The sequence below is a fragment of the Novosphingobium decolorationis genome (assembly GCF_018417475.1).
In the GTDB taxonomy this organism is placed as follows: domain Bacteria; phylum Pseudomonadota; class Alphaproteobacteria; order Sphingomonadales; family Sphingomonadaceae; genus Novosphingobium; species Novosphingobium decolorationis.
Genome location: NZ_CP054856.1, coordinates 2,827,126 through 2,851,438, shown reverse-complemented (window position 1 = coordinate 2,851,438; position 24,313 = coordinate 2,827,126). Strand labels below are relative to the sequence as shown.

General features: G+C 66.7%; 30 protein-coding genes. 10 read left to right on the top strand and 20 right to left on the bottom strand.

Translation table 11 applies throughout. From position 1 onward, the window contains the following. Positions 1 to 36 precede the first annotated feature (36 nt). Together HT578_RS13350 and HT578_RS13345 are read left to right on the top strand one after the other, a co-directional pair. Positions 37 to 1,203 carry a sensor histidine kinase gene (locus HT578_RS13350; RefSeq protein ID WP_039389773.1) on the top strand — a complete coding sequence of 389 codons (1,167 nt, stop codon included), beginning with the start codon at positions 37 to 39 and terminating at the stop codon, positions 1,201 to 1,203. Positions 1,204 to 1,284: 81 nt separating this feature from the next. Next, entirely contained in the window at positions 1,285 to 2,085 is an 801-nt protein-coding gene (locus HT578_RS13345) for a LytR/AlgR family response regulator transcription factor (protein WP_039389775.1), read from the top strand. 145 nt (positions 2,086 to 2,230) lie between these two features. Here the strand turns inward: HT578_RS13345 and HT578_RS13340 are convergent, their stop codons facing one another. Next, the gene (locus HT578_RS13340; RefSeq protein ID WP_039389778.1) at positions 2,231 to 2,440 is read right to left on the bottom strand and encodes a hypothetical protein; all 210 of its coding nucleotides are present in this window, start codon (positions 2,438 to 2,440) and stop codon (positions 2,231 to 2,233) included. Between the two features lie 374 nt (positions 2,441 to 2,814). Here HT578_RS13340 and nadC point away from each other — a divergent pair, with 374 nt between their 5' ends. The 3 genes from nadC to HT578_RS13325 are packed head-to-tail and all read left to right on the top strand — an operon-like array spanning position 2,815 to position 4,850. Then, positions 2,815 to 3,690 (top strand): carboxylating nicotinate-nucleotide diphosphorylase, encoded by an 876-nt coding sequence (gene nadC, locus HT578_RS13335; protein WP_213500004.1) that lies wholly within the window; start codon positions 2,815 to 2,817, stop codon positions 3,688 to 3,690. Between the two features lie 19 nt (positions 3,691 to 3,709). Next, positions 3,710 to 4,117, top strand: coding sequence for a hypothetical protein (locus tag HT578_RS13330; RefSeq protein ID WP_213500003.1), 408 nt, complete (start codon positions 3,710 to 3,712; stop codon positions 4,115 to 4,117). 1 nt (position 4,118) lies between these two features. Then, positions 4,119 to 4,850: a ribonuclease T2 family protein gene (locus HT578_RS13325; protein ID WP_213500001.1), complete on the top strand. Its 732-nt coding sequence runs from the start codon at positions 4,119 to 4,121 to the stop codon at positions 4,848 to 4,850. 168 nt (positions 4,851 to 5,018) lie between these two features. Here HT578_RS13325 and HT578_RS13320 read toward each other — a convergent pair whose 3' ends face one another. Continuing rightward, entirely contained in the window at positions 5,019 to 5,474 is a 456-nt protein-coding gene (locus tag HT578_RS13320; protein WP_039389786.1) for a nucleoside deaminase, read from the bottom strand. Between the two features lie 115 nt (positions 5,475 to 5,589). Here HT578_RS13320 and rpmB point away from each other — a divergent pair, with 115 nt between their 5' ends. Further along, positions 5,590 to 5,874: a 50S ribosomal protein L28 gene (gene rpmB / locus HT578_RS13315; RefSeq protein ID WP_039389789.1), complete on the top strand. Its 285-nt coding sequence runs from the start codon at positions 5,590 to 5,592 to the stop codon at positions 5,872 to 5,874. Between the two features lie 103 nt (positions 5,875 to 5,977). Here the strand turns inward: rpmB and HT578_RS13310 are convergent, their stop codons facing one another. The 4 genes from HT578_RS13310 to xseA all read right to left on the bottom strand — a co-directional run bounded on the left by HT578_RS13310 (position 5,978) and on the right by xseA (position 9,928). Continuing rightward, positions 5,978 to 6,994 carry an esterase-like activity of phytase family protein gene (locus HT578_RS13310; protein ID WP_213499999.1) on the bottom strand — a complete coding sequence of 339 codons (1,017 nt, stop codon included), beginning with the start codon at positions 6,992 to 6,994 and terminating at the stop codon, positions 5,978 to 5,980. 203 nt (positions 6,995 to 7,197) lie between these two features. Continuing rightward, a complete protein-coding gene (locus tag HT578_RS13305; protein WP_213499997.1) occupies positions 7,198 to 8,097 on the bottom strand; it encodes a M23 family metallopeptidase in 900 nt (299 codons plus the stop codon). A 16-nt stretch (positions 8,098 to 8,113) separates the two neighbouring features. Beyond that, a complete protein-coding gene (locus HT578_RS13300; RefSeq protein ID WP_039389797.1) occupies positions 8,114 to 8,317 on the bottom strand; it encodes a DUF2093 domain-containing protein in 204 nt (67 codons plus the stop codon). A 27-nt stretch (positions 8,318 to 8,344) separates the two neighbouring features. After that, positions 8,345 to 9,928, bottom strand: a complete 1,584-nt coding sequence (xseA, locus tag HT578_RS13295; RefSeq protein WP_213499995.1) for an exodeoxyribonuclease VII large subunit — start codon at positions 9,926 to 9,928, stop codon at positions 8,345 to 8,347. Between xseA and purD the strand changes: the two genes are divergently transcribed. Both purD and HT578_RS13285 read left to right on the top strand, forming a co-directional pair. After that, positions 9,890 to 11,173 carry a phosphoribosylamine--glycine ligase gene (gene purD / locus HT578_RS13290; RefSeq protein ID WP_213499994.1) on the top strand — a complete coding sequence of 428 codons (1,284 nt, stop codon included), beginning with the start codon at positions 9,890 to 9,892 and terminating at the stop codon, positions 11,171 to 11,173. The two genes, xseA and purD, sit on opposite strands and share 39 nt — an antisense overlap. Positions 11,174 to 11,177: 4 nt before the next feature. Then, a complete protein-coding gene (locus tag HT578_RS13285; protein ID WP_213499983.1) occupies positions 11,178 to 11,672 on the top strand; it encodes a hypothetical protein in 495 nt (164 codons plus the stop codon). Between the two features lie 164 nt (positions 11,673 to 11,836). Here HT578_RS13285 and HT578_RS13280 read toward each other — a convergent pair whose 3' ends face one another. Beyond that, on the bottom strand, positions 11,837 to 12,364 hold the full coding sequence (locus tag HT578_RS13280; protein ID WP_039389806.1) for a 3'-5' exonuclease family protein: 528 nt from the start codon (positions 12,362 to 12,364) through the stop codon (positions 11,837 to 11,839). A 91-nt stretch (positions 12,365 to 12,455) separates the two neighbouring features. After that, positions 12,456 to 13,442 (bottom strand): adenosine kinase, encoded by a 987-nt coding sequence (locus tag HT578_RS13275; RefSeq protein WP_213499982.1) that lies wholly within the window; start codon positions 13,440 to 13,442, stop codon positions 12,456 to 12,458. 170 nt (positions 13,443 to 13,612) lie between these two features. Here HT578_RS13275 and HT578_RS13270 point away from each other — a divergent pair, with 170 nt between their 5' ends. Both HT578_RS13270 and HT578_RS13265 read left to right on the top strand, forming a co-directional pair. Then, positions 13,613 to 14,098: a hypothetical protein gene (locus tag HT578_RS13270; protein WP_039389811.1), complete on the top strand. Its 486-nt coding sequence runs from the start codon at positions 13,613 to 13,615 to the stop codon at positions 14,096 to 14,098. Positions 14,099 to 14,199: 101 nt separating this feature from the next. Beyond that, complete coding sequence (locus HT578_RS13265; protein WP_213499981.1) at positions 14,200 to 15,132, top strand: hypothetical protein; 933 nt, start codon at positions 14,200 to 14,202, stop codon at positions 15,130 to 15,132. A gap of 145 nt (positions 15,133 to 15,277) precedes the next feature. Here the strand turns inward: HT578_RS13265 and HT578_RS13260 are convergent, their stop codons facing one another. The 12 genes from HT578_RS13260 to HT578_RS13205 all read right to left on the bottom strand — a co-directional run bounded on the left by HT578_RS13260 (position 15,278) and on the right by HT578_RS13205 (position 23,802). After that, positions 15,278 to 15,637 (bottom strand): HesB/IscA family protein, encoded by a 360-nt coding sequence (locus tag HT578_RS13260; RefSeq protein WP_213499980.1) that lies wholly within the window; start codon positions 15,635 to 15,637, stop codon positions 15,278 to 15,280. Beyond that, complete coding sequence (locus tag HT578_RS13255; protein WP_239026283.1) at positions 15,634 to 16,155, bottom strand: GNAT family N-acetyltransferase; 522 nt, start codon at positions 16,153 to 16,155, stop codon at positions 15,634 to 15,636. The genes HT578_RS13260 and HT578_RS13255 overlap by 4 nt, the downstream gene beginning before the upstream one ends. Further along, on the bottom strand, positions 16,152 to 16,640 hold the full coding sequence (locus tag HT578_RS13250) for an SUF system Fe-S cluster assembly protein (protein WP_039389818.1): 489 nt from the start codon (positions 16,638 to 16,640) through the stop codon (positions 16,152 to 16,154). The genes HT578_RS13255 and HT578_RS13250 overlap by 4 nt, the downstream gene beginning before the upstream one ends. Further along, the gene (locus tag HT578_RS13245) at positions 16,637 to 17,851 is read right to left on the bottom strand and encodes an aminotransferase class V-fold PLP-dependent enzyme (protein WP_213499979.1); all 1,215 of its coding nucleotides are present in this window, start codon (positions 17,849 to 17,851) and stop codon (positions 16,637 to 16,639) included. Before HT578_RS13245 ends, HT578_RS13250 begins: the two co-directional genes overlap by 4 nt. Continuing rightward, the gene (locus HT578_RS13240; RefSeq protein ID WP_213499978.1) at positions 17,848 to 18,588 is read right to left on the bottom strand and encodes a SufD family Fe-S cluster assembly protein; all 741 of its coding nucleotides are present in this window, start codon (positions 18,586 to 18,588) and stop codon (positions 17,848 to 17,850) included. Before HT578_RS13240 ends, HT578_RS13245 begins: the two co-directional genes overlap by 4 nt. Further along, positions 18,585 to 19,340 (bottom strand): Fe-S cluster assembly ATPase SufC, encoded by a 756-nt coding sequence (sufC, locus tag HT578_RS13235; RefSeq protein ID WP_213499977.1) that lies wholly within the window; start codon positions 19,338 to 19,340, stop codon positions 18,585 to 18,587. Before sufC ends, HT578_RS13240 begins: the two co-directional genes overlap by 4 nt. Before the next feature lie 51 nt (positions 19,341 to 19,391). Further along, positions 19,392 to 19,775, bottom strand: coding sequence for a hypothetical protein (locus tag HT578_RS13230; protein ID WP_213499976.1), 384 nt, complete (start codon positions 19,773 to 19,775; stop codon positions 19,392 to 19,394). Continuing rightward, positions 19,772 to 20,257 (bottom strand): endonuclease domain-containing protein, encoded by a 486-nt coding sequence (locus HT578_RS13225; protein WP_039389827.1) that lies wholly within the window; start codon positions 20,255 to 20,257, stop codon positions 19,772 to 19,774. The genes HT578_RS13230 and HT578_RS13225 overlap by 4 nt, the downstream gene beginning before the upstream one ends. After that, a complete protein-coding gene (gene sufB / locus HT578_RS13220; protein ID WP_039389829.1) occupies positions 20,257 to 21,759 on the bottom strand; it encodes a Fe-S cluster assembly protein SufB in 1,503 nt (500 codons plus the stop codon). Before sufB ends, HT578_RS13225 begins: the two co-directional genes overlap by 1 nt. Beyond that, on the bottom strand, positions 21,760 to 22,167 hold the full coding sequence (locus HT578_RS13215; RefSeq protein WP_039389832.1) for an SUF system Fe-S cluster assembly regulator: 408 nt from the start codon (positions 22,165 to 22,167) through the stop codon (positions 21,760 to 21,762). Positions 22,168 to 22,340: 173 nt separating this feature from the next. Then, positions 22,341 to 23,096, bottom strand: coding sequence for a reverse transcriptase domain-containing protein (locus tag HT578_RS22420; RefSeq protein WP_213499975.1), 756 nt, complete (start codon positions 23,094 to 23,096; stop codon positions 22,341 to 22,343). Beyond that, complete coding sequence (locus HT578_RS13205; RefSeq protein ID WP_213499973.1) at positions 23,035 to 23,802, bottom strand: reverse transcriptase domain-containing protein; 768 nt, start codon at positions 23,800 to 23,802, stop codon at positions 23,035 to 23,037. Before HT578_RS13205 ends, HT578_RS22420 begins: the two co-directional genes overlap by 62 nt. Positions 23,803 to 24,313 lie beyond the last annotated feature (511 nt).

Here is a 24,313-nt window from a genome sequence, read left to right as displayed (position 1 = left end):
TTTCGGGCCGCCCCCAATCTAGGCTAGACCATGGTCATGCGCGTACTGCCCATCCAGCCGATTCCGTTCTTCGCGAACAAGGACAAGGCCTTCTGGCGCCTGCAGACCGCCGGCTGGGCCGGTGCGATGCTGCTGCGCACGATGTCGATGATCGCCAACAACCAGCCCCTGACCTCGCTGGTCCTGGTGCTGATCCAGACGATCACCGGCTTCTCGATCTCGCTCGTCCTCTCGGTGATCTACCGGGGGCTCATCGCGCGCCGCCCGATCATCACCTGGGGCCTGACCGCGGTGATCCTGGCCTTTGCGGTCTCGCTCCACGCCTTCATCGACGCCTGGGTCTGGTCGCTCTGGCGCACCGACAGCGACGCCAGCTTCACCCAGCTGTTCCTGGGCGTGCTCTACATCGACGCGACGCTGCTGGGCGCCTGGTCCGCGCTCTACTACGCGATCAATTTCTACCTTCAGGTGGAAGAGCAGAACGACCAGCTGATCCGGCTCGAAAGCCAGGCGACGAGCGCGCAGCTGGCCATGCTGCGCTACCAGCTCAACCCGCACTTCCTGTTCAACACGCTGAACTCGATCTCGACGCTGGTGCTGCTCAAGCAGACCGAGCCGGCGAACGCGATGCTGAGCCGACTTTCCTCGTTCCTGCGCTACACCCTCGTCAACAAGCCCTCGGCGCGGGTGACCGTGGCGCAGGAGGTCGAGACGCTGAAGCTCTACCTCGACATCGAGCGCATGCGCTTCGAGGAACGGCTGCGCACCACCTTCACCATCGATCCCGCCACCGAGAAGTGCCTGCTGCCCTCGCTGCTGCTCCAGCCGCTGGTCGAAAACGCCATCAAGTATGCCGTGAGCCCGCAGGAAACCGGGGCCGAGATCACCATCGCCACGCAGCTCATCGGCCCTACGCTTCGCATTACCGTCTCCGATACCGGGCCGGGCTTGCAAAGCGCCACCACCGACAACAGGTTGTCGGGCATGACCTACGATGGAGGGGAGCCGGTATCCACCGGCGTTGGCCTATCGAACATTCGTGACAGGCTTGACCAGGCGTACGGCGAGGATCACCGTTTCGAGACGCTCGAACCGGTCGAGGGCGGCTTTGCCGTCCTTATCGAGATGCCCGCCGAACGCCGGGACGAAGCCGAGGAAGACCTGCCCGGTCGGCCACCCCTGGCCGCCCTGGCGGGACGCTGAGCACACCACCCGCAATCACCAAAGGGGGCGGGAACAAAGGGGGATGGCGCGCATTGCGCTTTTTTCCGGAGAAGTAAAAAGATGACAATTCGCACGATCCTTGTCGACGACGAGAAGCTGGCCATCCAGGGCCTGCAGCTGCGCCTCGAGAAATACGCCGACGTCGAGATCATCGACACGTGCTCGAACGGGCGCGAGGCGATCCGCAAGATCAAGACCGAAAAGCCCGATCTCGTCTTCCTCGACATCCAGATGCCCGGCTTCGACGGCTTCTCGGTGGTCAAGGGCGTGATGGAAATCGAACCCCCGCTCTTCGTCTTCGTGACCGCCTACCAGGAACACGCCGTGCGCGCCTTCGAGGCCAACGCGGTGAATTACCTGATGAAGCCGGTCGACGAGAGCAAGCTCGACGACACGTTGGCCCGCGTGCGCCAGCGCATCGCGGAAAAGAAGTCCGCCGAAGAGGCCGAGAAGCTGAAGTCGGTGCTCGCCGAAGTTGCCCCCGATGCGGTCGATCATATTCCGGAAGACCCCGAACAGGCCGCCTCGGAGCGCTACGAGAAGCTCATCAACATCAAGGATCGCGGCCAGATCTTCCGCATCGATGTCGACACGATCGAGCACATCGAGGCGGCGGGTGACTACATGTGCATCCGCACCGCCGACAACTCGCTGATCCTGCGCGAGACGATGAAGGACCTGGAGCGCCGCCTCGACCCGCGCGTGTTCCAGCGCGTCCACCGCTCGACCATCGTCAACCTCAACCAGGTCCGCCAGGTCAAGCCGCACACCAACGGCGAATGCTTCCTCGTGCTCGATTCGGGCGCGCAGGTGAAGGTCTCGCGCAGCTACCGCGACGTGATCGCCCGCTTCGTGCACTGACCCACGAACCACCGCCGGAAAACGAAACGAAAAGGGCCCTGCCGGTCACCCTTTCCAGGGGACGGGCAGGGCCCTTCGTCGCACGAGGCACCGGCCATTCAGGTGCAAGGGGTAGCCGGTGTCCGGCCGGGCGTTTTGCGGAACCTTACTTGGTCGCGTACTCGCCGGCTTCGGCGTTGAAGTTCTTGCGGGCAAAGGCCTTGGCCGCCGACTGCGTCTCGAAGATCTCATCCTGCAGCTTGGACGAGACGATCGGATAGCCGATCGAGTTGTAGCGCGTGGTGCGCACGGTCAGACGGAAATTGCCGCTCTCGTCCTTCTGGATGAGGAAAGGCTTGATGGGGCCCTGGGCCATGAAACTGCTCCTATATCGTGTACCGGCGACCCGGCATTGCTGTTGAACGGGAGGACCTTGCGCTCCCTTGCGGGTGCGCACGGAATCCGATCCCGGGCACGAGCGGGGCGGGCCAGAACGGCAGCCGAAAAACGCCCGGCAGACGCGGGGGGCGTCCGGGCATCGGCAGGGTTGGGCTGAACAGCGATCCGGGGGGACTGCGGGCACCTGGAGCGGGGGGGCTCCGGGCCGTGGGTCCTGGGTCATGCAGCCACGAGCGCCTTGTGGCCTGTGAGCTCGTGTTGGAGCCCCTATGCGCTCCTTTTGCGTATTTTGCAAATCCGGGATGCAACGCCTCCTCGACAGGCGGGCAATCGCTTGGCAAGGACACGCACATGACTGAGCCGACCCTGTCCGGCCTCGCATCCGAGGCCTTCGCCATCGACACATTCGTTGCCGCCACCCTCGCCGAGGACCTGGGCGAAGGACTTCCCGGAGGCGGACGCGACGTCACCAGCGAAAGCGTGATCGATGCCGACGCGCGCTTCTCGGGCGTCATGGATTCGCGCGATGCGATCACGGTGGCAGGCCTGCCGCTGGCCGCGGCCTTCTTCCGCGCCCTCGATCCCGATATGGAGATCGAGATTCTCGTCGCGGAAGGCACGCAGGTCCAGCCAGGCGCCGACCTCATGCGCCTCACCGGCAACGCGCGCGCCATGCTGACGGCCGAGCGCAGCGCGCTCAACACCGTCCAGCACCTGTCCGGCATCGCCACGATGACCCGTGCCTACGTCGATGCGATGGAGGGCCACGCGACCCTTCTCGACACGCGCAAGACCATTCCGGGCCTGCGGCACCTCGAGAAGTACGCCACGCGCATGGGCGGCGCCCAGAACCACCGCATGGGCCTGTGGGACGCGGCCATGATCAAGGACAACCACGTCCTTGTCGCGGGCGGCGTCGGCCCGGCCGTGGCGCGCGCGCGCGAAGCGGGCGTTGCCCAGATCATCTGCGAGGTCGACCACCTCGAACAGATCGAACCGGCCATCGAGGCGGGCGCCCACCACCTCCTGCTCGACAACATGGGGCCCGACATGCTGCGTGAAGCCGTGGCCCGCGTCGCCGGGCGCGTCCCCACCGAGGCCTCGGGCGGCGTCAGTCTCGCGACCATCGGTGCGATCGCCGCCTCGGGCGTCACCTATGTCTCGGTCGGGCGCCTCACCCAGAGCGCGCCGGCGGCCGACATCGGGCTCGACTTCACCCCGCTCTGAGCCGGGAGCACCGCGCGCGATGCCGTCCCGGCCGACCTCGATCCGCATCTTCGGCGCCCTGATGCTGGTGCAGGGCCTCACGGCCCTCGCCACCGTGCCGCTGACCTATGCGCAGGAGCCCGGCAGCCTGCCGATGGTGCTGATGGCGATGTATGCCATCGGTTACTACCTGTGCTTCTGGTTCATGATCGCGCGGCGCGCCAACGCCATCGCGCTGTGGTTCTATGTCGGCCTTTCCCTGCTGGACCTGCCGATGACCATCGTCTTCTGGGAAGAGTACACGGCCCCCGGCACGCTCCATCTGGCGCTGAGCCTTGCCAACCTCGCGCTCGAACTGGCCTCGGTGGCGCTCCTGCTGTGCACCGATGCGCGCACCTGGGTGCACGCCAGGGGCCAGGTCCCCGATCACCGGGACATCTTCGGCTAGGATGGCCCGCACGGGCATCTGCATCGGGCTCGGCCTCGCCCTCGTCCTCGTCCTCGTGGCGATGCCCCTTGGCCCCCAGCACGCCCTCGCACAAGCCTACCAGTGCCGCATGCCGCGCCAACTGGCGCCGCCAGGGCCGGTCACCCCCGATGGCCCTGCCCGCCCGCGTCCCGTCGCGGGCTACACGCTGGCGGCCAGCTGGTCGCCCGACTGGTGCAAGACCCACGGCAATCCCAAGGCGATGCAGTGCGACACCCGCTTCGGGCGCTTCGGCTTCATCCTTCACGGCCTCTGGCCCGAGGCCGCGCGGGGCCCCTCCCCGCAGTGGTGCGCGGCAACGCCCCTGCCCCGCCCGCAAACGCTGCGCAAACACCTGTGCATGACCCCATCGCCCACGCTGCTGGTCCACGAATGGGCCAAGCACGGCAGCTGCATGACGAAGGACCCGGCCAAGTACTACCGCGTGAGCGCGATCCTGTGGCGCTCGGTGCACTGGCCCGACGCCGACCGTCTCTCGCGCAAGGAGGACCTGAGAGCCGGAGACGTTCGCGACGCCTTCCTCGCGCGCAACCAGGACTGGCCACGCAAGGCCATCGGCATCCACCTCAGCCGCAAGGGTTGGCTCCAGGAGGTGCGCCTTTGCTACGGCGCGGACTTTCGCCCCCGCGCCTGCGACTCCCGGCGGCTTGGCGCGCGCGACGATACCGCGATGAAGATCTGGCGGGGACTTTGAGCTGGACAATCAGGAAAGTGATTCCGAGGGCCATCGCCCTCGGGCTCCCCAAACTGTCTGGCTCACGTCCCGCGCGCCACCTTGGCTGAGAGTGGTGAGGTTGCCGATCCCGGGGTCAAGGAGCGATGGCCTCTTGAAGAGTCCTTCTTTCTATCTTCCCGGCCCCGATCAACGCCGCTCGCGAAAGAAGGTGCGCAGGAGATCCGCCGCTTCGGCCTCGCCCATGCCGGAATAGACCTCCGGACGATGGAGGCACTGGGGGTGGTCGAAGACGCGCGCCCCGTGTTCGACGGCCCCGCCCTTGGGATCGCTGGCAGCGTAGTAGAGCCTCGCGATACGGGCATGGGCGATCGCGCCAGCGCACATCGCGCAGGGTTCAAGGGTCACCCACAGCTCGCATCCGGTCAGCCGCTCGTCGCCGAGGATTCGCGCGGCCTCGCGAATCGCCTCGATTTCGGCGTGGCTCGTGGGGTCGTGGCGGGCCCTGGGGGCGTTGCGGCCGGTGGCGATCACCTTTTTATCCTTCACCACCACGGCGCCGATGGGGACCTCCCCCGAATCGGCGGCTTCGCGGGCTTGCGCGAGGGCGAGAGCCATGTATTGGGGGAGCGGCCAGCGGGTCATGTACCCTGCGCTAGCCTGCGAAATCCGCCCATGCAACTTGACCTTTGCACAGGGAATCAGTAAGGGCGCGCCTTCCCGTACTTACGGCAACCGTTTTTTTCGAGCGAGAGTAAACATGTCCCGCATCTGCGAACTGACCGGCAAGGGCCGTCAGGTCGGCTGCAACGTCAGCCACGCCAACAACAAGACCAAGCGCGTCTTCCTGCCCAACCTCCAGAACGTCACGCTGATGTCGGAACGTCTGGACCGCAGCTTCAAGTTCCGTGTTTCGACGCACGGCCTGCGCTCGGTCGAGCACAATGGTGGCCTCGACAACTGGCTGCTCAAGACCTCGGACGGCAAGCTCAGCCCGCGCGCCCTCAAGGTGAAGCGCGAGCTCAAGAAGCAGCAGGCCGCCTGATTGCCCTCACCCCGCAAGGGGTGAACGGCCAATTCGGCTTCTCGCAAGGGCGTGCGGTTGAACCGCGCGCTTTTTGCGTGTCCTTTGCTATCTGAACCCGCGCTCAGCGGACGCGCTTCGATGCGTCCGTACGCGGTAGCTGTGCGGGATCGACCGACAGCTTCCACAAAAGCGTACGCTGCCAGTGGCGCATGAAATTGTCGTCCGAGATCAACCAGATCTCGACGCGGCCCTGCGCGCCCTTACGCACCGCCATTCCCTCGAAATTGTCGAGCGGCATGTCCGAGGCCAGCACCGCGACCTCCTGCGAGGTCCAGGTCCTGCCCGGCACGATGTCGCGCGGATCGGCAATGACGATGCGCCCCGCAAAGGTCAGCGGCGCTGGCCAGACCAGCCGCCGCATGAGCACCAGCACGCGCCCGTCGGGCAGCGTGGCGGCATCGACCGCGGAAAAGTTGCGCGGCCCTGCAAATTGCAGCCGCAGGGCTTTCGCACCCTCGACCGGATCACCTTCGAACAGCACCGCTTCGTGCAAGCGCCCACCCGTCCCCGACGTCGGCGTTTCGCGCAGCACGAGAAAACGTCCGTCCTCCAACCGCGTCAGTGCCTCGGGGCCGGAGTTTACACCCCATGCGCGCATCGAGGCAGATCGCACCCGGTTCTCCTCCTCCAGTGCAGCGTTCATCCGCACGATCGCGTTGACGCCCTCCATTCCGAGCCAGATCGCGCCGCTTCGGGAATCCCGAAATGCCGATTCAACATCGCGATCCTCCTTCTCCTTGCTGCGCGCCGCCAGGCCCAGCCTGCCATAGGCATGGCGAAAGGGCGCCCCTGTGCGCATGTCGAGGTGCAGCCACATGCCCCCGTCGCTGATTGCGAGAAGCTGGTCATCGTCAACCGGCACCAGAGCCGAATAGCCGCCTGCACTCGCACCGGTCAGTTGCCAGGCACCTTCCAGGCGCAAGGGACCAAGATCGCGCGCCAGGCGATCCCGATCGGGCAGGCGCTGACGCGCCAGCGCAAGGCCGTTGCCCTCGGGCTCGGGCAGCTGCGGTGAGCGCACCCAGATCGGCACGAGGAGCCCGGCCAGCAGGATCAGCGAAGCAATACGAGCGCGCACGGGTCCTCTTTGAAGACGGATATCGCCACGTTAGGGTATATAAAGCAGGAAGAAAGGAGATTTCCGAGGGCCATTGCCCTCGGGCTCCCGAAACTGTCTAGCTCACCTGCCGCGCGCCATCCCGGCTGAGAGAGGTGAGGTTGCCCATTTGGGGGTCAAGGGGCGATGGCCCCTTGAACAATCCTTCTTTCGAACTGGCGCGATCAGTCCATCGGCCCTGTAAACAGGATCGGATCGACGCGCGCGTCCTTCCACTTGATCGACCAGTGCAGGTGCGGCCCGGTCGCGCGGCCCGAGCTGCCGATCTTGCCGATCACCTGGCCCTGGCGCACCGTATCGCCCACCTTCACGTCGATTTCCGAGCAGTGCAGGAACGCGCTGTTGAGGCCGTTTCCATGGTCGATCATCAGCAAGTGCCCTTCAAGCGAGAAGGGCTTTGAATCGGCCGCCAGGATCACCGTGCCATCGGCCGGCGCAACGAAGGGCGTGCCGCTCGTCCCGGTCGCGATGTCGAGGCCCGAGTGGTAGCTGCCCGGCTCCCCGCGATAGATGCGCTGCGAACCGAAACGCCCGGAGATGCGCCCCTTCACCGGCCAGATGAAGTCCTGCGTCCAGCCGGTCGCGCCGGTGCGCTTGGCGCGCGCGGCCACGATCTGGGCGAGTTCGGGACGACGAATCTTCATGAAGGCTTCGGACGGCCCGCCCTTGCGGCGCGCGACATTCACCCGCTCGATGTTCCACTGGCGCGGCGAGACCGAGATCGTGCGCTCCACCACCGAGCCATCGGCCAGTTTGGCAACGAGCCGGGCGCTGTCGCGGGCATCGCGGTCGAAGGCGGCAAACCACTGACCCGACCCTTCCGACACGCCGACATCCTCGCCATCGAGCGTCATGGAAACGGTGCCCCTGGGCGCGACGCCGCGAATCCAGCCCCCTTGCGTGACTTCGCCGGTAAAGGAGAGGCCCTGCCCGCGCGCCGCATCATCGGCCGCGTGAGCCGGGCGCTCGGCAGCAAGAAATGTGCCCGCGGCGAGAACCGCGCAGCCAAGAGCGCCCCCCAAGGCCAGCCGGCCAAGGAGGGACGTGGGTGCAAACTTCGTCATGGGATGGTTCCCTGGGTCAGGTGTCCGAGAGCATGCGGCGCGTCGCAATCTCCGCGCTCGCGTAGGCTTCCTGCCGCTCCGCGCTCCAGTACCGCAGCTCCTCGAGCGCGATAGGCTCGCCAGTCACGGCGCAATTCACGTAGTTGCCCGGGCTCAGCATACGATAGCTGCTGGGCCCGTAGGCGAGCTTGGCGGGACGGTCGGCAGAAGACATTAGCATGACCCTGGATCTAGCAGAGGCCCCGCCTCAAAACAAATCGCCCTGTCGCGGTTCCTCGGCCTTCGGTCGCGGAGCAGGCGCGGGCTTGGAGCTGTCCTTGGGCGCCGGGGCCGGAGCGGGGCTCGGCGCCGAGCTGGAAGGGGCGGGTGCGGGGCCGCTCTCGCCCACCGCGACCGCCAGTTCGCCATCGCGAAACTCCAGGACGAGGCCGGTTTCGGCCGCCGCCCTCGCCCGCGTGGTCAGCGCCTTGCCGTCTACGGTCTTCACCAGCGCATAGCCCCGTTCGAGCGGCAGGCGCGGGTTGAGCTGGGGCAGCACACGCGCAAAAGGTGCCAGCCGGTCGCGGTCCTGCGCCCAGCGGCGGGTCAGGAGGCGCGGTTCGAGGCCCGTACCGACAAGGTCCTTGCCCGCCTGGACCACCTGGCGCTGGAGCAGCGGCAGCGAGAGCCTGGCGGCGGCGACCCCGAGGTGTTCACGCTTGCGGCCCGCCCGATCCTTGAGGCCGCGCCGCAGCCGGTCGGTCAGATCGTCAAGCGCCTGCGCCTTCATGGCCAGGATTGCGTCCGGTTTCGGCAGGCGCTGCACGCGCGCTTCCAGCCGCTCACGGCCCAGGGTCACCGGGCGCAGCGCGCAGCGGCGCATGCGAAAGCCCATCTCGTCCAATTGGCCCAGCAGTTCGCGGCGCACCGGCACCGCCATTTCGGCGGCGGCGGTGGGCGTGGGCGCGCGCCGGTCGGCGGCGTAGTCGCACAAGGTGGTGTCGGTCTCATGCCCCACGGCCGAGATGACAGGGATCGAGCAGTCGGCCACCGCGCGCACGACCACTTCCTCGTTGAAGCTCCACAGGTCCTCGATCGACCCGCCGCCGCGCGCCACGATGACGAGATCGGGGCGCGGCACCGGACCGCCGGGCGCGATGTCGGAAAAGCCGCGCACCGCGTTCGCGACCTGCTGCGCGGCGCCCTCGCCCTGCACCAGCACCGGCCAGACCAGCACCTCGCTGGGGAAACGGTCGGCCAGACGGTGGAGGATATCGCGGATGACCGCGCCCGTGGGCGAGGTGACAACACCGATGGTGCGCGGCAGGAAGGGCAGCGCGCGCTTCCTCTCGGGCGCGAAGAGACCTTCCGCGGCGAGCCGCGCGCGCAGCTTTTCCAGGAGCGCGAGCAGCGCGCCCTCGCCCGCGATCTCCATCGATTCGATGACGATCTGGTACTTGGAGCGCCCAGGATAGGTCGTCAGCTTGCCCGCCGCAACGACCTCGATCCCGTCCTCGGGCCGGAAGGCGAGGCGCTGCGCATTGCCGCGCCACATCACCCCGTCGATCACCGCCTTGTCGTCCTTCAAGGCGCAATAGAGGTGCCCGGAGGCCGCGCGCTTGACCCCCGACAGCTCGCCACGCAGGCGCACATAGCCAAACCGGTCCTCGACCGTGCGCTTCAATCGGGCCGAAATCTCGGTGATCGAGAGCGGCGCGGCGTTGTCCCCTGCGCCCTCCTTCGCTACCAGCCCCTCCAAGCGACCGTATTCGGTATTGTCATCGTCAGTGGATCGATTGAAAGGCACGGGGTTATGAACATCCTTCTTCTGGGCTCGGGCGGGCGCGAACATGCGCTGGCATGGAAGATGGCGCAATCCCCGCTGTGCGACGCGCTCTACGCTGCCCCCGGAAATCCGGGTATCGCGCAGGAGGCAACCTGCGTGGAGCTGGATGCGACCGACCACGGCGCCGTCCTCGCCTTCTGCGAGGACAAGCGCATCGGGCTTGTCGTGATCGGCCCCGAGGCCCCGCTCGTCGATGGCCTTGCCGATTCGCTGCGCGAGGCCGGCGTTCCGGTGTTCGGTCCCAACAAGGCCGCAGCCCAGCTTGAAGGCTCCAAGGGCTTCACCAAGGACCTGTGCGCCAAGGCCGACATTCCCACCGGCCGCTACGTGCGCGTCACCAGTGAATCGGCCGGACTTGCCGCTCTTGCCGAATTCGGCGCGCCGGTGGTGGTGAAGGCCGATGGCCTGGCCGCGGGCAAGGGCGTGACCGTCGCCATGACCGAGGCCGAGGCCGAAATGGCGGTCATGGAAATCTTCTCGGGCCGCTTTGGAGAAGCGGGCGCAGAAGCGGTGATCGAGGAATACCTCGAGGGCGAGGAAGCCAGCTTCTTCGCGCTGACCGACGGTTCGACCATCGTGCCCTTCGCCAGCGCGCAGGACCACAAGCGCGTGGGTGATGGCGACATCGGCCCCAACACCGGCGGCATGGGCGCCTACAGCCCGGCCAAGGTGCTCACCCCCGAGCTCACCGCCGAGACGATGACCCGCATCATCGCGCCCACCGTGCGCGCGCTGGCCGACGAGGGCATGCCCTACAACGGCGTCCTGTTCCTGGGCATCATGCTCACCAGCACCGGGCCCAAGCTGATCGAGTACAACTGCCGCTTCGGCGATCCGGAATGCCAGGTGATGATGATGCGCCTGCAGAGCGATCTCGTCGAACTGCTCCACGCCTGCGCGGAGAACCGCCTCGGCTCGGTGGCGCCGCCGCGCTTCTCCGACGAGCCCGCGCTCACCGTCGTGATGGCCGCACGCGGCTATCCCGGCACCCCCGAAAAGGGCGGCGCGATCAAGGGTATCGAGGGCAACGAGAACGATCATGTGAAGGTCTTCCACGCCGGGACCGCGATCCAGGACGATACGCTGGTGGCGAGCGGAGGCCGCGTGCTCAACGTGACCGGCATGGGCACGTCGGTCAGCGAGGCGCAAGGGCGTGCCTACGCCGCGCTCGATGCCATCGACTTTCCGACCGGCTTTGCCCGCCGCGACATCGGCTGGCGCGAGGTGGCGCGCGAGAAGAGCGCCCACTAAGCCCATGATCAAGCACGCCGACGCCATCCTCAAGCTGTGCCTTGCGGCCGGGGCCCTGATGGGCGGGGCGGGCGTCGGCTTCTACTATGGCATCTACCTGCCCTCGCAGGACATCCGCCAGCAGAGCCAGGCGATGGCCGAGCGCCAGGAGGACGCGGTCCACCAGACCGACGCGCTGGCCCAACAGGCCCGGCGCGAGAAGGCCGCGCAGACCGCCTTCGAGGACTGCGTCAGCCGCGCGCAGCTGACGTACAAGAACCACTGGAGCGCGGCCTGCCGGGCCCAGCACGCCGCCGACGTCGCCGAGTTCGAGGACTGCGCGGACAACTTCTTTGCCACCGAGAGCGGATGCCGCCGCAAGCATCCGATCCGGCCCGAACGCGGCTGCGCGCTCACCACCCAGCTTGCCGACCGGCTCGTCGAGGAACGCCGCGAGGCGCGCCGCGAATGCCAGGTGGATCTGGAAGAGGCTCGGCGCAGGGCGTCTGCCGAAGTCTGAGTTTTCAGGAAAGAAGAGAAGACTATTTCAAGGGGCCATCGCCCCTTGACCCCGGAATGGGCGACCTCACCCTTCTCAGCCAAGGCGGCGCGCGAAAGGTGAGCTAGACAGTTCGGGGAGCCCGAGGGCGATGGCCCTCGGATTCGTTTTCTTGTCTTAATTGATCACACCGCCGCGCGGCTGAGCCCTCCGGGCGGCTCGTCGAGCAGGAGCTTCACCATCATCGCCAGCCTCTTGGCGTCCTCGCGCGCGAGGTGCTCCTTGGGAAGCTTGGCCCGCGCCGCCTCCAGCGCGCGCACGACCTGTCCGCGCGTGTAACCGCGCCGGCCGATGAATTCGCCCAGGTACCGGATCGGGAAGGGAAGGGGTTTACCGATGGCGTGGCACAGGACCTCGAACCAGTATTCGTCAAGGTCGGCATCGGCGTAAAGGTCGCAGTCCTCGGTGAAGGCGACCATCTCGGCATAGACCTGCGCGGGCGGCAGGCCCTGGGATTCCAGCAGTTCGCGGCTGATGCCATGGAGGCTCTCGGCCTCATCGGACCAGTCCCAGTAGGTCCAGCGCGGCGAGGGTTTGATGAGCCAGGCCCGGCTGCGCCCGTCCACGCGCGCGATGGCGACCTCGATGGGAAAGGATTGCCCATATTCGGGCAGGCAGCTTGCCTCGAAGTCGATCAGCGCCGGACAGGTCAATCGGCCAACTCCCCAGTTCCGGGCGGTCCGTCAGGCGGCACACCATGGCGCTGCCCGACGGACCGGAACCGGAAACCTGGCCCCTGTCGGGTCAGACGCCTGCGAGCGCCTTGAGATCGGCTTCCGGACGGGCCCCCATGTGCGAAATGATCTCGGCTGCACAGACTGCCCCAAGCTTGAGGCACTTGGCAACCTCCATGCCGCGCACGTGGCCATAGAGGAAGCCGGCCGCAAACAGGTCACCGGCGCCCGTCGTATCGACGACCTTGGCGATGGGCTCGGCGGGAACCTGGGTCAGTTCACCGCCGGTCGCGGCGACCGCGCCCTTTTCGCTGCGGGTCACGACCAGTGTGCCGATATTGGGCGCAAGTGCGGCAATCCCGGCGTCGAAATCGTCCTCGCCGGTCAGCGCGGCGAGTTCCACCTCGTTGGCGAAGAGGATGTCGATCAGGCCATCGGCGATGAGCGCGCGGAAGTCATCGCCATGACGGCTGATGACGAAGGCATCGGACAGCGTGAAGGCGACCTTCGCGCCCGCGCCGCGCGCGGCATCGATCGCCTTGCGCATGGCGGCGCGCGGCTCTTCGGGATCCCACAGGTAGCCTTCGAGGTAGAGCACCTTGGCGCGCGCGATCATGTCGAGGTCAAGCGCCTCGGCGGGCAGGTACTGCGACGCGCCGAGGAAGGTGTTCATCGTGCGCTGGCCGTCGGGCGAAACGAAGATCAGGCAGCGCGCCGTCGGCGGGTCGCCCGCGCGCGGCGCGGTGGTGTAGGCGATGCCGCCCGAACGGATGTCGTGCGCGAAGATCTCGCCCAGCTGGTCGTCGGCGACCTGGCCAATGAAGCCGCAGTCGGCGCCCAGCGCGGCAAGGCCGGCCAGCGTGTTCGCCGCCGAACCGCCCGAAATCTCGGTCGCCTGGCCCATGCGCGCGTAGAGCGAGGTCGCCCCCTCGGTGTCGATCAGGGTCATGCCGCCACGCACCATGCCCAGCTCCTCGATCAGCGAATCCTCGCAGGGGGCCATGACATCGACAATGGCGTTACCGATAGCAACGACGTCCAGGGTAGTCTCGCTCATGCAGCTTGTTTCCTCAGGCTAAGGGGTTGTTCGGCGGTAAACTTCGCGCAGCACACAGGTTTTGCACCGCATCATGGCGCGAGTAGCCTGCCGTCTGTCGCGGTGCAACCTTCCCCGCCCCCGCGGCCCGTTGACACAGACGCGGCGGCGGGCGATGCGCTGGAGCCATAATGACGACGATCCGCCCCGCACATTCGCGCCTTCGCCGCCGCCGTTCCACGCCCGACCGCACGCCGCTCCCGGGGAGGGGAGCCGCGGTCCTGCTGGCCGGGGCCTTGGCGCTGGCGGGCTGTGTGTCGAGCACCGGCACGGGCGGGGGCTCGCGCACCAGCGCGCCGCCGCGCGCCACCAACATCCGCCCCGCGACGCCGTCCGGCGCGCGCGACCCGCGCTTCCTCAACATCCCGGGGCTCGAAGGCGTGATCGGCGTGACCGAGCGCGAACTCGTGCGCCAGTTCGGCCAGCCCCGGCTCGAAGTCTGGGAAGGCGATGCGCGCAAGCTGCAGTTCACCGGGCGCGCCTGCCTGCTCGACGTCTACCTCTACCCGACCTCGAATTCGAAGGCGCCGGTCGCGACCTACGTCGATGCGCGGCGCCAGTCGGACGGGCAGGACGTGGACCGCGCGGCCTGCGTCGCGGCGCTGCGCCAGCGCTAGGACCTGCGCACAGGGGCCTCGGCCGCCCCTGCATTAACGCGTAATTAGGGCTATTCGGCCTAGTCTCGCGCCTGCAACCAGGGCGGGGACCAGCACGACCGATGACCATGCATTTCAGCGCCATTGCCGAGAAGGCTCTCGCCGACGGGACGATCTGCGCCAAGGACGTTCTCGAGCTGCGCCGCACCGGCTGGGCGGACGGCACCATCACCGCCGAAGAGGCCGCGACAATCTTCGCGGTCAACCGCCGCCTTGCCACGCCCGAGCCCGAGTGGGCCGAATTCTTCCGCGAGGCCATCACCCACTTCATCGTCGAGATCGAGGAACCGCGCGGCTACGTGAGCGAGGCCAATGCCCGCTGGCTGATCGACCAGATCGAGGCCGACGGCGCGGTCTGCTCGCTGACCGAACTGGAAACGTTGATCCGCGTGTTCGAGACCGCGCTCTCCACGCCCGAGACCCTGCGAGTCTGGGCCATCGAGTGCCTGGAACGCGAAGTGCTGACCGGCCAAGGCCCCACGCGCTGCGGGGGCGAGCTGGAAAAGGGCCGGGTCACGCAGGCCGAAGCCGCGCTGCTGCGCCGTGTGCTTTTCTCCAGCGGATCGGACCGTCCCGCCGGGATCGGCCGACGCGAAGCCGAACTGCTGTTCCGCCTGAAGGACGAAACACTCAGCGCCGACAACGCGCCCGAATGGAAGGCGCTGTTCGTGCAAGGGGTGGGCAACTACCTGCAGGGCTTTACCAGCCACACTCCGCTCGACACCGAACGCGCGGCCGAGCTCGAGCGATTCATGAACGACACGAGTTCATCGGTCGGGCGGTTCCTGGGCCGGACCGGGCGCGCGGCGCTCAATCCCAACCATCTCGGCAAGGTCTTCGGCAAAAAGCCCCCGCGCCGTGAATTCAATGCACTGGTGGAAGCCGCCACCGACATCACCCGCGACGAGCAGATCTGGCTCGACGAACGGATCGAGGCCAACGGCATGGTCGACGAGTATGACCAGGCCCTGCTGCGGTTTCTCGCGGAGGGGTAAATAGATAGAATGACAGATCCGAGGGCCATCGCCCTCGGGCTCCCTAAACTGTCTAGCTCACCTTTCTCGCGCCAGCTTAGCTGAGAAAGGTGAGGTCGCCGATTCCGGGGTCAAGGGGCGATGGCCCCTTGGAGAAAACTTCTTCTTAAACGGTAAAGCTCTCACCGCAGCCGCAGGCGCCCTTGGCGTTGGGGTTGTTGAACACGAAGCCGGCGGTGAAGTCGTCTTCCTGCCAGTCCATGGTCGAACCGATCAGGTAGAGCACCGAGGCGGCATCGATGTAGAACACGCCGCCGGGGGTCTCGATCTTCTCGTCCATGGGGCTTTCCTCGGTCACATAGTCGACCGAGTAGGCCAGCCCCGAGCAGCCCCGGCGCGGGGTCGAGAGCTTGACGCCGATCGCGCCGTCGGGAGCCTGGGCCATGAGCTTGGCAACCCGCTCCTCGGCGCTCGGGGTCAGCACGACGGCGGCCGGACGCGGGCGGGAGGTTATCGTGGTGGTCATAGCTTCTTTTCCCAGAATTGAGCGGTTCCCGCATCGGGATCAAGCGCATAGGTGGCAAACCCCTGCGCGGTGTAGAGCGCCTTGGCGGGCGCGTTGCCCGAGAGCACTTCGAGCGTGACCTTGCAGGCCCCGCGCGTGCGGGCCTCGGCCTCGACCGCATGCATCAGCGCGCGGCCGATACCCTTGCCGCGATGACCTGAGAGTACCACGAGGTCATGGATATTGACCAGCGGGCGCGCGGCGAAGGTCGAAAAGCCGGTGAAGCAGTTGGCGAGCCCGACCGGCTCGGCGCCAGCGAAAGCGAGCACCGAGAAGGCCCCCGGGAAGGCGTCGAGCGCGATGGCGAGCCGGTCGTGCACCGCCGGGGCGAGGCCCTCGCCGCCGCCCATCGGATCGCGCGCATAGGCATCGAGCAGCGCGACGATGGCCTTGCCGTCCGCCTCGTAGCCATAGTTGGCAAGGCGCACGTTGAGGCCATCGACGTGGCCCTGCTCGGCAAGGTCCGCCGCTTCGCTCACAGCATGCCCAGTTCGAGCTTCGCCTCGTCGGACATCTTGGCCATGTCCCACGGCGGATCCCAGACCAGGTTCACTTCGGCATCGCGCACGCCCGGAACCGCGGCAACGCGCAGTTCCACTTCGCCCGGCATCGATTCGGCGACCGGGCAGTGCGGCGTCGTCAGGGTCATGGTGACGGCAACCGAGGCCTCGGGCGAGACATCGACCGCGTAGATGAGGCCGAGGTCGTAGATGTTGACCGGAATCTCGGGGTCGAAGATCTCCTTCAGCGCATCGACCACGCCGTCGTAGATCGCGCCGCCCGGCTCACCCGGATTGGTCGCTTGCGGCTTCTCGGCCAGGAACCCTTCGAGGTAGTCGCGCTTGCGCTCACCCGCGTCCGCTTCGACCTGCGGCGCGTCGGCGTCGTCCACCCGCGCGCGGCGGGGGGCGGGGGCTTCATCGACACTTTCGACGGTGAAGTTGGGCTTCTCGTCGTTGCTCATCCAAAAATTCTCCTGGTGCGCTCGATCCCTTTCAGGAGCGCCTCGATATCGCTTTCGTCGCTGTAGAGGCCGAAGCTGGCCCGGGCCGTGGCGGACACCCCGAGGTGGTCCATCAGCGGCTGCGCGCAGTGGTGCCCGGCGCGGATCGCGACCCGGCTGCCATCTGCACCTTCCTCGTCCAATATGGTGCCCAGATCGTGCGGGTGAACCCCGTCGAGCGCAAAACTGACGATGCCAAGGCCATCCTCGGGCCCGAACAGGGTCACATCATTGCGCGCGGACAGTTCGCGGCGCAGCGTGGCGGTAAGGTCCCGCTCGTGCGCCTGGGCCCGGTCAAGGCCAACCTCGTCGAGCCAGTCGATGGCCGCAGCCATGCCCAGCGCCTCGACGATCATCGGCGTCCCCGCCTCGAAGCGCTGCGGCGCCGGGGCGTAAGTGGTCTTTTCAAAGGTCACGCGGTCGATCATCGCCCCGCCGCCGTGCCAGGGCGGCATGGCATCGAGAATGTCCTTCTTCGCCCAGAGCACGCCCACGCCGGTAGGTCCGTAGAGCTTGTGCGCGGAGAAGGCGTAGAAATCGCAGTCCAGCGCCTTCATGTCGAGCGCCAAGCGCGGCGTCGCCTGGCAACCGTCAACCAGGAGCTTCGCGCCGACATCGTGCGCGAGCCGGGCGGCACGCGCCACGTCGAGCACCGAGCCCAGCACGTTCGAGACATGCGCCAGCGCCACCAGCTTGTGCGCCGGGGTCAGCATCGCCTGCGCCGCATCGAGATCGATCCGGCCGTCCTCCGTCAGCGGGCAGACATCGATGGCAACGCCGGTACGTTCCGCCAGGAGCTGCCAGGGCACGATGTTCGCGTGGTGCTCGAGCACGGAAAGCAGGATGCGGTCGCCCGCCTTCAGGTTCGTCAGGCCCCAGGTCTGCGCGACAAGGTTGATCGCCTCGGTCGCGCCGCGGGTGAAGACGATCTCGTCCTCTTGCGCTCCGATGAACTTGGCGGTCGTGCGCCGCGCCGCCTCGAAGGCCAGCGTCATCTCGGCCGAGCGCGCGTAGACGCCGCGGTGCACGGTCGCGTAGTCGCGGCCCAGCGCGTTCACGGTGGCATCGATCACGACTTGCGGCTTCTGCGCGGTCGCCGCGGTGTCGAGATAGTGCCAATTGCCCGCAAGGCCCGGGAACTGGTCCTTCAAGGTCAGCGTCGCGGTGCTCATCCCAGGATGGCCTCCAGCCGGACCTGCGCGGCCGCGTTGAGCTCATCGCTCTCGGGCGCGCCCGCGAAGGCCTCGGCGATGAAGGCCTGGAGCATCAGGCGCTTGGCGTCCGCCGGGGGAAGCCCGCGCGACATGAGGTAGAAGAGCCCTTGCGCGTCGAGTTCACCGACCGCGCAACCGTGCGCGGCCTTCACGTCGTCGGCGAAGATTTCCAGCTCGGGCTTGGCGTTGGCCGTCGCCGTGCGATCAAGCAGCATGGCGCGCACCGACTGCTCGGCATCGGTGCCGTCCGCGCCGCGTTCGACGCCGATGCAGCCCAGGTACGTACCGACCGCCTTTTCGGCGAGAACGGTGCGCACGATCTGCGCCGAGGTCGCGTTCTCCTCGGCGTGCACCACCTTGGTCACGATCTCGAGATTTTCCGAACCCGTTGCCAGCTGCGCGGCACCAAAGGTGAAGTCCGCGCCTTCGCCCAGACGCACGTCGAGCGCGAAACGGCCATAGACCGGGCCCGCCGAGAGGACGCGCAGGTCATACTTCGCGCCCTTGTCCAGCGTGATCACGAAATGGCGCGCAACAGCCGCTTCGCCGTCGAGGACCACCTGCAGGCTTTCCTCGGCGCCGGCGGCAACGTGGATCTCCTCGGGCGCGATCGGCCAGAGCGTTTCGAGCGCCGCGAGATCGGAATACCGGTAGTCCTCGTCCCGGCGCGTCGGAAGAGTCAGGGTATCGCTCATGCCGCCGTCTCGTGCACCACGGCTTCGTAACCCTCGTCCTCAAGACGCAGGGCCAGTTCGGGACCGCCCGACTTGACGATGCGGCCCGCCGAGAGAATGTGGACATAGTCCGGCTTCACGTAGTCGAGCAGGCGCTGGTAGTGGGTGATGAGGAGGACGGCCTTGTCCTTCTGGCGCATGATCGCGTTGATGCCCTCGCCGCAGATGCGCAGCGCGTCGATGTCGAGGCCGGAATCGGTCTCGTCGAGGATTGCCAGCTTGGGGTCGAGGACGCCCATCTGCACCATCTCGGCGCGCTTCTTCTCACCGCCCGAGAAGCCCACGTTCACGGGGCGCTTGAGCATGTCCATGTCCATCTTGAGAAGGCCGGCCTTCTCCTTGGCAAGCTTGAGGAACTCGCCGCCCGAATAGGGTTCCTCGCCGCGGCCCTTGCGCTGGGCGTTGGCCGCCTCGCGCAGGAACTGGACGAAGGAGACGCCGGGGATCTCGACCGGGTACTGGAAGCCGAGGAAGAGCCCGGCGGCCGCGCGCTCGTGCGGCTCCAGATCGAGCAGGTCCTCGCCATTGAAGGTCGCCGAACCGCCGGTCACTTCGTACCCGGGACGGCCGCCCAGGGTGTAGCCCAGCGTCGACTTGCCCGCGCCGTTGGGGCCCATGATGGCGTGGATCTCGCCCGGGTTGATCTCGAGGCTGAGCCCCTTGAGGATAGGCTTGTCGGCCACCTTGGCCTGGAGGTTTTCAATCTTGAGCATGGCGTTGTTCAGTTCCGCTTGGATTCGTGTGGCGCTGGGGTGCAGGAGGGCTCAGCCCTTGGGGCACCGAAAGCGCTGGAATGTGAATTTCTCGTTGGTCGTCGTCAGCGTGCCGCCGTCGCCCGACAGCTCGTAGCGCTCGCTCTGGGTCCAGGTCTCACCCTCGCCGTCAAACGTCGCGGTGATGACGATGGCGCGTGGCCCCACCTCTTCCACCTTGGTCACGGCGCCCGTCGCTTCCCATCCCCTGAGCGCGGTGGCGGTCAGGGTCAGGGTCGCATCGCTGGGCAGGGCACAGAAACGGCGCTCCTCTTCCCAGTGGCCCCGGAAGGCTTCGGGGATCACAGGCCCGGCGGCCTGGGCGGTGCCGGACACCGTCCCCGCCGCAAGTGCGCCCAGGAGCGGCAGGAGAAAGGCGCTTGCGCGCCGCCTCATGCCTCGGTGTCCTCCATCTGGACACCGGCTCCGCCACGGCGCGCGGCGCGCTTGTCGAAGGGCCGGTTGACCTCGACGCTGATCGCCTGGACCACGCCGTCGGTGTCCGAGAGCACTTCGCTCTCGGCAAAGCGCAGCACGCGCACGCCGACCTGGCGCAGCTTGGCGTCCTGCAACGTGGCGACCTCGGCGTTGGCGCCTTCGGGGCTCAGCAGCACCGCGATCCAGCGCGAGGGGCAGGCGAAATCGACGATCGCCGAGCCGACGATCGCCTGGCGCAGGAACTTGACCCCGCCCAGCTTCGAACCCGACAGTTCGGCCCAGAGCGCGGCCTGCGCCTCGCTGGGATGGTGGCGCTGTTCGCGCGCACGTTCCTTGAGCTTTTCATAGCGTGCCCCCGTCAGCGCGAACGTCGCGCGCACGTCGCTGCCGCCACTGGTCCCGCCCTGGCTTACGCCCAGCGTCTTGCGTTCCACGGTCATTATCCGACACTCCCTTCGAGCGAAATGCCGAGCAGCTTCTGCGCCTCGACCGCAAATTCCATCGGCAGTTGCTGGAGAACTTCCTTCGCAAAGCCATTGACGATGAGGCCGACCGCCTCCTCGGTATCGAGCCCGCGCTGCTGCGCGTAGAAGAGCTGGTCGTCGCTGATCTTGGAGGTGGTCGCCTCGTGCTCGATCTGCGCGGTGGGGTTCTTCACCTCGATGTAGGGGACGGTGTGCGCGCCGCAGTCCTTGCCCAGCAGCAGCGAATCGCACTGGGTGAAGTTGCGCACGTTCTCCGCCGAAGCGCCCACGCGCACGAGGCCGCGATAGGTGTTGTTCGAGCGGCCCGCCGAAATGCCCTTGGAGATGATCGTCGAGCGCGAGCCTGCGCCGTTGTGGATCATCTTGGTGCCGGTGTCGGCCTGCTGGTAGTTGTTGGTGACCGCGACCGAGTAGAACTCACCGACCGAGTCCTTGCCGTTGAGCACGCACGAAGGGTACTTCCAGGTAACGGCGGAGCCGGTCTCGACCTGGGTCCAGGACACCTTCGAACGGTCGCCCTGGCACAGCGCGCGCTTGGTCACGAAATTGTAGATGCCGCCCTTGCCCTCGGCGTTGCCGGGGTACCAGTTCTGCACCGTGGAGTACTTGATCTCCGCATCCTCCAGCGCGACCAGTTCCACTACCGCCGCGTGCAGCTGGTTCTCGTCGCGCTGGGGCGCGGTGCAGCCCTCGAGGTACGAGACATAGGCGCCCTTGTCGGCGACGATCAGCGTGCGCTCGAACTGGCCGGTGTTCTCCGCGTTGATGCGGAAATAGGTGGACAGCTCCATGGGGCAGCGCACGCCCTCGGGAACGTAGACGAAGGTGCCGTCCGAGAAGACCGCGCAGTTGAGCGTGGCGAAGTAGTTGTCATGCTGGGGCACGACCTTGCCGAGCCACTTCTTGACGAGCTCGGGGTACTCGCGGATCGCCTCGGAGATCGAACGGAAGATCACGCCCGCGCTTTCCAGCTCCTTGCGGAAGGTGGTGGCGACCGAAACCGAATCGAAGACCGCATCGACCGCGACCTTGCGCGCGCCCTCGACGCCCGCGAGCACCTTCTGCTCTTCCAGCGGAATGCCCAGCTTCTCGTAGACGCGCAGGATCTCGGGATCGACCTCGTCGAGCGACTTGGGGCCGTCCTTGGCCTTGGGCGCGGCCCAGTAATAGGCCTCCTGGTAATCGATCGGCGGCACGTCGAGCTTGGCCCAGTCCGGCGGGGTCATTTCAAGCCAGCGGCGGTAGGCCTTGAGGCGCCACTCGAGCATCCACTCGGGCTCGTCCTTCTTGGCCGAGATGTACCGCACGGTCTCTTCGGACAGGCCCTTGGGGCCGTATTCCTGCTCGATGTCCGAGGACCAGCCGTGCTCGTAGTCGGCGACGCGCGCGGCGGCCTCGCGGGCGGCCTGGTCGCGCTCGGGAGCCTCCGGCGTGAGAGGGGCGGAACCTTGTGTCATTTATGCTTCCTCGACGAACTGGGTGAGGGGCACCTGTGCCAATGCCCCGCGCAGGGCCGCATTGACCTGCGGCCAGTGGGGGCGAACCGTGCATTGCCCCTCCAGCGTGCAGTCATGCTTGCCCTCTTCGATGCAGGCGGTGAGCGCGATCGGCCCCTCCACCGCTTCGACAATGTCGGCTATCGTTATTGCGGCGGGCGGGCGCGCCAGCTTGAGACCGCCACCGGCCCCGCGCGAGGAGCGCATGAGCCCCGCCGCGCTGAGCTTGCTCACCAGTTTCTGCACCGTGGGTCCGGGAAGGCCGGTTTCCTCGGCCAGTTGCCCCGCGCTGATGCGCACGCCGCCGCAATGCCGCGCGGCGGCGGACATGATGACAACAGCGTAGTCGGCCATGCTGGACAAGCGCATCGCTAAAGGACTTCTCGCACCCGAGGGTTAAACTGGATTAAATCTCTCCAATTCAACTAGCGCAGGACGCCGCGGTTTTCAATGGGGCGCAGACCGTCGCCCGCGCCGCCTGGATGCAAAATGCGCACACACGGTCATAATCGAGTAGGGGGGCGCCTCACGGCGCCCCCCTCTCACACCACCGGACGTACGTACTGCGTATCACGGCGGTTTCCGGTACGGTTTAAGGCGGCATGTTGGAGAGCGAGGCTTGAGAGACCTGCCTGATCGAACCATGCGTTGGGCATGCCGTGGGCGGCCTGAGGGCTGCCCGACAGGCGCCACCAGCCCTTTCCCGAGAGCGCGAAGATCCAAGCCTGCCATTCTGGGACGCCGTTTTCCCTTAAGAAAGTGGCGATCGTCATGGTGCGCTTGCACTGTTTGAGCCGGACGCAGCGAAGCTTGCGCCGGAGCCAGCTGTCGATCTCGCGCAAAACCGTCTGAGCCCGGGCGTGTCGGTAGTAGGTGACCCACCCTGTAGTGAAGGCATTGGTCTGTGCGATCATCGCCGCGAGGCTGATGCCTCGGTTGCGGCGCGTAATCGCCCTGAGCCGCTCCTTCAGCCGCGTGAGACTTTTGTTCGCTATGCTCAAAAAGCCTCCCGCTGTCAGACGGTGGCCGAGGAAGGTACGTTCCCGGACGTGTGCAACCGCGCTCTTGGCCTGATTGACGCGGAGTCGGAGCTTGCCTTCCAGCAAGGCGGTAACCGAAGCCATGACGCGCTCCCCCGCTGCCTGTGACCGTACATAGATGTTACAGTCGTCGGCGTAGCGGCAGAACCGGTGGCCCCGGCGTTCGAGCTCCTTGTCGAGGTCATCCAGAATGAGGTTAGCGATCAGCGGCGAGAGAGGGCCGCCTTGCGGGGTCCTCCTGCCGTTCGACGTGCACACCACCCGACAGCATCCCGGCCTGTAGAAACCGGCGGATGATGACGAGCAGGCGTGGGTCGGCGATGTGCCGGGCCAGACGGGCCATGACGATGTCGTGGTTCACCCGATCAAAGAATTTCTCCAGGTCGAGGTCTACGACGATCGCATAGCCGTCCCGCACATAGTCCCGGGCCTGACGCAGCGCATCGTGTGCGCCGCGTCCGGGGCGGAACCCAAAACTCGATGCCGAGAATGTCGGATCAAGGACGGGATCCAGGACTTGCAGTATCGCCTGTTGTACCAGCCGGTCGACAGCCGTCGGAATGCCCAGCTGGCGCACTCCTTTCCCGCCGGGTTTGGGAATTTCAACTCCGCGCACCAGGCTTGGACGGTAAGTACCGTCGAGTAACGAGGCGATCAGCCTCTCACGGTTTCCTGCAATCCAGTCACGCAGGTCGGGGACGGTCATCCCGTCCACGCCCGGCGCCCCCTTGTTCGCTTTCACCCGCTTGTAGGCTTGGTTCAGGTTGGCCGAGCTGGCCACCTCCTCCATCACGTAACGCGTCAAGGCGAGGGGCTCGGCCCATGCCGTGGGTGATTGCCGCTCCTCGATCGTCCCAGCGCCAGTTCCGCCTTTGCCGGTGACGTCGTGGCCAAGCGATGCCTTCAGGGCTTCATCGAAGAAGTCCTGCTGCTTCCCGCTACCTTGCTGCCGCTCCACACCCATCGAATGTGCCCAGTCTTGCTCCTTGGGTACCGAATTTGGTCCTTCGCCGGCTTGCGCCCGCTACTATGACCGCTGCTGACTTCTCCGGGCCCATCCAGCAACATCACTGCCGCTGTTCTCCGGATCGTCCGGAGAGGCCAGGAGATCTCCCGGGGTAAGACGTTGATCCTTCACTCGGTCGCTGCCGGATTTACCAATGCGCGCGTCTGTCTGGCTATCGGACATCCCCATCCATTGCTGGGTTATCCCGCCGCACCGGCCTTCTATCCGATTCCTGTTCGTCAGCTCCGAGCTTTGCCTCCGGCTTCCTCCCCACCCCGCCTCGCGGCGACGCAGTTGCCTTCAGCTAGCAGTTCCCACCAGCAGGCCTGCAAAGGACTTACACCTCCTGCATCAACGCCGTGCCCGGCACACAAAAAGGGCGGCTTTCCGCCGATGCAGAAAGCCGCCTCAAGGTATAAAGAACTCGTGCGCATCCCGCTACGAGCCCTTCGGGTCGCGCATCCCATGT

What these genes read in the sequence shown, in the direction of transcription:
- HT578_RS13350 (WP_039389773.1), top strand. Translation starts at nt 37, where the DNA reads ATGCGCGTACTGCCCATCCAGCCGATTCCGTTCTTCGCGAACAAGGAC.
- HT578_RS13345 (WP_039389775.1), top strand. Translation starts at nt 1,285, where the DNA reads ATGACAATTCGCACGATCCTTGTCGACGACGAGAAGCTGGCCATCCAG.
- HT578_RS13340 (WP_039389778.1), bottom strand. Translation starts at nt 2,440, where the DNA reads ATGGCCCAGGGCCCCATCAAGCCTTTCCTCATCCAGAAGGACGAGAGC.
- nadC (WP_213500004.1), top strand. Translation starts at nt 2,815, where the DNA reads ATGACTGAGCCGACCCTGTCCGGCCTCGCATCCGAGGCCTTCGCCATC.
- HT578_RS13330 (WP_213500003.1), top strand. Translation starts at nt 3,710, where the DNA reads ATGCCGTCCCGGCCGACCTCGATCCGCATCTTCGGCGCCCTGATGCTG.
- HT578_RS13325 (WP_213500001.1), top strand. Translation starts at nt 4,119, where the DNA reads ATGGCCCGCACGGGCATCTGCATCGGGCTCGGCCTCGCCCTCGTCCTC.
- HT578_RS13320 (WP_039389786.1), bottom strand. Translation starts at nt 5,474, where the DNA reads ATGACCCGCTGGCCGCTCCCCCAATACATGGCTCTCGCCCTCGCGCAA.
- rpmB (WP_039389789.1), top strand. Translation starts at nt 5,590, where the DNA reads ATGTCCCGCATCTGCGAACTGACCGGCAAGGGCCGTCAGGTCGGCTGC.
- HT578_RS13305 (WP_213499997.1), bottom strand. Translation starts at nt 8,097, where the DNA reads ATGACGAAGTTTGCACCCACGTCCCTCCTTGGCCGGCTGGCCTTGGGG.
- HT578_RS13300 (WP_039389797.1), bottom strand. Translation starts at nt 8,317, where the DNA reads ATGCTAATGTCTTCTGCCGACCGTCCCGCCAAGCTCGCCTACGGGCCC.
- purD (WP_213499994.1), top strand. Translation starts at nt 9,890, where the DNA reads ATGAACATCCTTCTTCTGGGCTCGGGCGGGCGCGAACATGCGCTGGCA.
- xseA (WP_213499995.1), bottom strand. Translation starts at nt 9,928, where the DNA reads ATGTTCGCGCCCGCCCGAGCCCAGAAGAAGGATGTTCATAACCCCGTG.
- HT578_RS13285 (WP_213499983.1), top strand. Translation starts at nt 11,178, where the DNA reads ATGATCAAGCACGCCGACGCCATCCTCAAGCTGTGCCTTGCGGCCGGG.
- HT578_RS13275 (WP_213499982.1), bottom strand. Translation starts at nt 13,442, where the DNA reads ATGAGCGAGACTACCCTGGACGTCGTTGCTATCGGTAACGCCATTGTC.
- HT578_RS13270 (WP_039389811.1), top strand. Translation starts at nt 13,613, where the DNA reads ATGACGACGATCCGCCCCGCACATTCGCGCCTTCGCCGCCGCCGTTCC.
- HT578_RS13265 (WP_213499981.1), top strand. Translation starts at nt 14,200, where the DNA reads ATGACCATGCATTTCAGCGCCATTGCCGAGAAGGCTCTCGCCGACGGG.
- HT578_RS13260 (WP_213499980.1), bottom strand. Translation starts at nt 15,637, where the DNA reads ATGACCACCACGATAACCTCCCGCCCGCGTCCGGCCGCCGTCGTGCTG.
- HT578_RS13250 (WP_039389818.1), bottom strand. Translation starts at nt 16,640, where the DNA reads ATGAGCAACGACGAGAAGCCCAACTTCACCGTCGAAAGTGTCGATGAA.
- HT578_RS13245 (WP_213499979.1), bottom strand. Translation starts at nt 17,851, where the DNA reads ATGAGCACCGCGACGCTGACCTTGAAGGACCAGTTCCCGGGCCTTGCG.
- HT578_RS13240 (WP_213499978.1), bottom strand. Translation starts at nt 18,588, where the DNA reads ATGAGCGATACCCTGACTCTTCCGACGCGCCGGGACGAGGACTACCGG.
- sufC (WP_213499977.1), bottom strand. Translation starts at nt 19,340, where the DNA reads ATGCTCAAGATTGAAAACCTCCAGGCCAAGGTGGCCGACAAGCCTATC.
- HT578_RS13230 (WP_213499976.1), bottom strand. Translation starts at nt 19,775, where the DNA reads ATGAGGCGGCGCGCAAGCGCCTTTCTCCTGCCGCTCCTGGGCGCACTT.
- HT578_RS13225 (WP_039389827.1), bottom strand. Translation starts at nt 20,257, where the DNA reads ATGACCGTGGAACGCAAGACGCTGGGCGTAAGCCAGGGCGGGACCAGT.
- sufB (WP_039389829.1), bottom strand. Translation starts at nt 21,759, where the DNA reads ATGACACAAGGTTCCGCCCCTCTCACGCCGGAGGCTCCCGAGCGCGAC.
- HT578_RS13215 (WP_039389832.1), bottom strand. Translation starts at nt 22,167, where the DNA reads ATGCGCTTGTCCAGCATGGCCGACTACGCTGTTGTCATCATGTCCGCC.
- HT578_RS13205 (WP_213499973.1), bottom strand. Translation starts at nt 23,802, where the DNA reads ATGGGTGTGGAGCGGCAGCAAGGTAGCGGGAAGCAGCAGGACTTCTTC.